The 5,529-nt window shown below is 68.3% G+C and carries 1 protein-coding gene; it reads right to left on the bottom strand.

What is annotated here, in order from left to right:
* The coding region (locus tag AB0L57_RS32825) for an amino acid adenylation domain-containing protein (RefSeq protein WP_364970747.1) at positions 1–5,529 on the bottom strand (5,529 nt) is incomplete at both ends.

Below are 5,529 nucleotides of genomic sequence, written 5' to 3'. Positions count from 1 at the left end.
GTCGCAGCCGTCTTCAGCAACACCGCATCCGACGAATCCAAACCGAATTCCGCCGTCTTCCACTGCAACTGATTCGCAATCGCAGCATGCGACACGGCCACGCCCTTCGGGCGACCCGTCGAACCCGACGTGAAGATCACATACGCCGTATTCGAAGCCCGCAGCGGCGCAACCCGATCCACATCGGTGACCACAGCGGTCGAGTAGCCGGACAGATCTGTCCCATCCATCCGCACCACCGGAGCGACCGAGGTGTCGAACGCGGTCTCGGCATCGGTCAGCACACAGACCGGTGCCGCTGATTCGAGGATGTAGTCCGTGCGCTCGGCCGCCTGATCCGGATCCACCGGCACGTACGCCCCACCGGCGACGGTCACGGCGTACATCGCCACCACCAGATTCACCGACCGCCGCAGCGCCAGGGCGACCCGATGCTCCGGGCCGACTCCCGCCTCGATCAGCCGCCGCGCCAGGGCGTTGACCCGCTGGTCGAGCTCTGCATAGGTCAGGGTGTCGCCGTCGGGATCGACGAGCGCCTCGGCCTTCGGCTGACCGGCCACGGTCGCCGCGAGCAGTGTGGCCAGTGTCGCTCCGCCATCCACGACGTGATCGGTGGCGTTGCGAGTGATCACCAAGGCATGGCGCTCGGCCGGATCGAGCAGGTCGTAATCGCCGACCTCGCCGCGTGGCGAGGTGACGATCGCGGTGAGCAACCGCTGGAACCGGTCCACAAAACCTTGGACCGTTTCCGGCTCGAAAAGGTCCGTGGCATAGGTGAAGACGCCGTCGATCCCTTCCGGCGCACCCGAATCGCTGTAGGTGTCCGCGACGATCAGATGCAGATCGAACTGCGACAGCTGGGTGTCGAAGTCCACGCCCGAGACCTTCAGGCCGGGCAGCTCCAGACTGGTCTGCGCCAGATTCTGGAACGACAGACCCACCTGGAACAGCGGATGCCGAGCCGTCGAACGAACCGGATTCAGCACCTCCACCAAACGCTCGAAGGGCACATCGGCATTCGCGAAAGCCTGAATATCCGTCTCACGCTGACGCGCGAGCAGATCCAGGAACGAACCACCCGCGTCCACCCGCGTGCGGAACACGAGGGTGTTCACGAACATCCCGACCAGGTCGTCCACCGCCGCCTCGCCACGACCCGCGACCGGGGTGCCGATCGCGACGTCGTCGGTACCCGACAACCGCGCCAGCAGCACAGCCAGCGCCGTGTGTACCACCATGAACAGCGTCGCGCCCTCGGCGCGCGCCAAATCCGCCAGCGCACGATGAGTTTCCGCATCGATACGCACCGCGACCTTGGCACCGGCGAACGACTGCCTGGCCGGCCGCGGATGGTCAGCGGGCAGATCCAGCTGATCGGGCAGCTCCGCGAGCTGACTCCGCCAGAAGGCGACCTGCGCGGCCGACAGCGACTCCGGATCGTCCTCGCTGCCCAGCACCTCACGCTGCCAGATGCTGTAGTCCGCGTACTGCACCGACAGCGGCGCCCACTCCGGCGCAGCTCCCGCCGCGCGAGCCGCGTACGCGGTCATCAGATCCCGTGTCAACGGCGCCATGGAGGAACCGTCGGCCGAGATGTGATGCACCGACATCGCCAGCACGTGGCTGTTCTCGCCGGTGCCATCGGTCAGCTCGTAGAGCCGCACTCGCAACGGCACTTCCGTCGTCACATCGAAGACACCCGAGAAGAAGCCGACCACGACCGACTCGATCTCCGACGAGGCGACTGCCGACACTTCGAGCTCCGGAACCGCCTGCGCCGCAGGCAGAATCACCTGGACCGGCCGACCGTCGACCTCCGGATACACGGTGCGCAACACCTCGTGCCGTGCGACCAGGTCACCGACCGCCGCGCGCAGCGCGGCGACATCCAGGGCACCGGTCAACCGCACCGCGACGGGCACGTTGTACGCCGCCGACTGCTGGTCGAACCGGTTCAGGAACCACATCCGCTGCTGCGCCAGCGACAACGGAATCCGCTCCGGCCGCACCTGGGCCGTCAACGCCGGGCGACCGCCGTTGCCCGCGCCCTGCTCCACCTTCGCGGCCAGGCCCGCCACCGTGGACGCCTCGAACACCGTCCGCACCGGCACCCGCGCATCGAGCGCGGCGCCGATCCGCGTCGCCACCTGCGTGGCCAGCAGCGAGTTGCCGCCGAGGGCGAAGAAATCGTCGTCCTTACCGGCACGCTCGACACCGAGTATTTCGGTGAACACCCCGGCCACGATCTCCTCGATCGGAGTCGAGGGGGCCCGGAACACCGCGGCCTCGAACTCGGGCTCCGGCAACGCCTTACGGTCCAGCTTGCCGTTCACGTTCAGCGGCAGCGCGTCGAGCACGACCCACGCGGCCGGCACCATATAGGACGGCAGTGCGTCCTGCAGCGCCGTATTCACCTGTGCCACATCGACATCCGCACCGGGCGCCGGGACCAGGTAGCCGACCAGGCGATCACCGAGGCGCTGATCGGACAGGGCGATCACCGCCGCCGCACCGATCTGCGGCAGCGCCAGCAGCGCTGCCTCGATCTCGCCCAGTTCGATCCGGAAACCACGGATCTTCACCTGGAAGTCGGTACGACCCCGATACTCGAGCTCACCGGCCGAGGTCCACGCCGCGAGGTCACCGGTGCGATACATCCGCGCACCCGCGCCGAACGGGTCGGCCACGAAACGCTCGGCGGTCAGATCCGAGCGACCGAAGTACCCCCGGGCCAGCTGCGCGCCCGCGAGATACAACTCACCCGATACGCCCGCCGGCACCGGACGCATCCGCGAATCCAGCACGTACACCCGGGTATTCCACTCCGGCGCGCCGATCGGCACCGATGTGACATCGGCGCCGGTCACCTCGTGACTCGTGACCGACACCGCGGCCTCGGTCGGGCCGTACAGGTTGTACAACCGCGCGGAGTTGGACCGGCGGAACTTCTGCGCGGTCACGCCCGGCAGCGCCTCACCGATCGCCAGCACCCGCCGCAGCGACTCCGGCAGTACGCCCGCCGATTCGGTCAGCAACGCGTCCAGCATCGATGGCACCACATGCAGGGTGGTCACCGATTCGCGGCGCATCAGCGCATTCAGATATGCCGGATCCTGATGACCGTCCGCAGCGGCGAGGACCAAGCGCCCACCGCAGACCGCCGCGGTCCAGAATTCCCACACCGACAGGTCGAACGTCGCCGCCGTCTTCAGCAGCACGGCGTCGTCGGCGCCGAGTTCGAATTCGTCCACCGCCCACAACAACTGATTCACGATCGCGGCATGTGGTACGGCCACACCCTTGGGGCGGCCGGTAGAACCGGACGTGAAGATCACATACGCCGTGTGCTGTGGCCGCGCGGCCGTCGGCAGCTCGGCGGCGGTCAGCGGCGCACCGTCGGCCACACCGAGCTCGTCGAGGCGCACCAGCGGCGCCACCTCGGTATCGAACCCGATCTCGGCGGCGGTCAGCACGCAGACCGGTGCCGCGGTACGCAGGATGTAGTCGGTGCGTTCGGCGGGCTGATCCGGATCGACCGGCACGTACGCACCGCCGGCGGTGGTGACCGCGTACATCGCGACCACCAGATCCACCGAGCGGCGCAAGGCCAGCGCCACCCGCGTCTCCGGTCCCACACCCAGCGAGATCAGATGCCGGGCAAGCCCGTTCACCCGCTGACCCAGCTCGGCATAGGACACAGCGGTGCCCTCGCCGTCCACCAGCGCGACGGCATCGGGGGTCGCCGCGATCCGATCCGCGAGCAGCGAGGCCAGCGTCGCGTCGGCGTCGATCTCCCGATCGGTGGCGTTGTGACCGGTGATGAGCTCCCGGCGCTCGGCCGTCTCCAGGTACTCGAGGTCACCCACCGGCAGCTGCGGTGCGGCGACGATCTCACCGAGCAGCCGCACGAAGCGATCGACGAAGCCCTGCACGGTCTCGGCGTCGAACAGGTCGGTGGCATAGGTGATGTGACCGCCGATACCCGCCGGCGCACCGGACTCGTCGTACCGATCGACCACGATCAGGTGCAGGTCGAACTGTGAGACCTCGGTCTCGTTGGCGAGTCCCTGCACACTGAGGCCGGGCAGTTCGAGAGCGGTCTGTGCCAGGTTCTGGAACGACAGACCCACCTGGAACAACGGGTGCCGAGCGGTGGATCGGGCCGGATTGAGTACGTCGACCAGTCGCTCGAACGGGACGTCGGCATGCGCGAACGCCTGCAGGTCGTCCTCGCGCTGCCGCGCGAGCAGATCCGTGAACGACGCACCGGGGTCCACGCGCGTGCGGAACACCAGGGTGTTGACGAACATACCGATCAGGTCGTCCACGGCGGCCTCGCCGCGACCCGCGATCGGGGTACCGATCGCGATGTCGTCGGTACCCGACAACCGGGCCAGCAGCACGGCCAGCGCGGTGTGCACGACCATGAACAACGTGGCGTTCTCGCCGCGCGCCACATCGCCCAGGGCCCGGTGGAGATCCGCATCGATGCGGACATCCACACTGCGACCGGCCAGCGATTGTGTCGCCGGACGCGGACGATCCGATGGCAGATCCAGCTGATCGGGCAGGTCGGCGAGCGCCCGCTGCCAGTACGTGATCTGCTGGGCCGCCAGCGATTCCGGATCGCCCTCGTCTCCGAGCAGAGCGCGCTGCCAGATGCTGTAGTCGGCGTACTGCACCGCCAGCGGCGCCCAATTCGGCGCCTCGCCCGCGGCGCGGGCGACATAGGCGGTCATCAGGTCCCGGGTCATCGGGACCGCCGAGGAACCGTCTCCGGTGATGTGATGAATCACCATCGCGAGTACGTATTCCGGCACATCGGTGGTGCCCGCGGGTTCCACCTCGAACAGCGCTACCCGGACCGGTACCTCCGTGGTCACGTCGAAGGTGGTCGACAGGAACTCGAGTACCGCATCAGCGGCCGCGTCCGCGGCGATCACCCGGCGCTCCGGCTCGGGCACCGCATGACCCGGCGGCAGGATGACCTGCACCGGACCGTTGTCGGTCTCCGGATACACCGTCCGCAGCACCTCGTGCCGCTCGACCAGGTCACCGAGTGCGGCGTACATGGCCGCCACGTCCAGGTTCCCGCTCAGCCGCACCGCGATCGGCACGTTGTACGCGGTCGAATCCGGATCGAACCGGTTGAGGAACCACATCCGGTTCTGCGCCAGCGACAACGGAATCCGGTCCGGACGCGGACCCGCCGTCAACGCCGGCCGAGCACCCATACCGGCGTGCTGGGCGACCTTGGCGGCCAGTCCGGCCACGGTGGCCGACTCGAACAACGTCCGCACCGGCACCTGGGTGTCGAGCAGCGCGCCGAGACGGGCCGCGACCTGGGTGGCCAGCAGCGAGTTACCGCCGAGGGCGAAGAAGTCGTCATCGGCGCCCACCCGGCGGCCGCCGCCGATCGTTCCCAGGACCTCCTCGTAGACGGTCGCGACCGCTTCCTCGATCGGCGTCGAGGGCGCACGGAACACCGCGGTCTCGAACTCCGGCTCCGGCAGCGCACGCCGATCCAGC

The sequence above is a fragment of the Nocardia sp. NPDC052254 genome, from assembly GCF_040679495.1.
GTDB lineage: Bacteria > Actinomycetota > Actinomycetes > Mycobacteriales > Mycobacteriaceae > Nocardia.
Note: the sequence above shows the minus strand (reverse complement) of the source record. Positions and strands in the feature narration are given on the sequence as shown.